The organism is Chitinophaga sp. GbtcB8 (assembly GCF_019091455.1).
Lineage (GTDB): Bacteria > Bacteroidota > Bacteroidia > Chitinophagales > Chitinophagaceae > Chitinophaga.
The window spans coordinates 1-241 of record NZ_JAGXJN010000344.1 but is presented as its reverse complement, the minus strand read 5'-3'; the positions used below and the strand labels follow the sequence as shown (position 1 = coordinate 241).

1 pseudogene is annotated in these 241 nt (G+C 48.5%); it reads left to right on the top strand.

What is annotated here, in order from left to right:
• Nucleotides 1-76 precede the first annotated feature (76 nt).
• Nucleotides 77-241: pseudogene (locus KVT36_RS32920) on the top strand (2,3,4,5-tetrahydropyridine-2,6-dicarboxylate N-succinyltransferase); the annotation flags it as partial.

Genomic DNA, 241 nt, shown 5'->3' with positions numbered 1-241 from the left:
AATGGAACTAAAAGACCAAATTCTGGCCGCCTGGGACGGCCGTAACCTGCTGGAAGAAATGCCATATTAAGACGCCATCCGGGCGGTTATTGAGGCTGTAGATAAAGGCAAGTTACGTGTAGCAGAACCTACGGCAGGCGGATGGCAGGTCAATGGATGGGTGAAACAGGCTTTTCTGCTGTACTTCTGCATTCAGCCAATGCAAACCATTGACCTGGCTCCTTTTGAGTTCTATGATAAA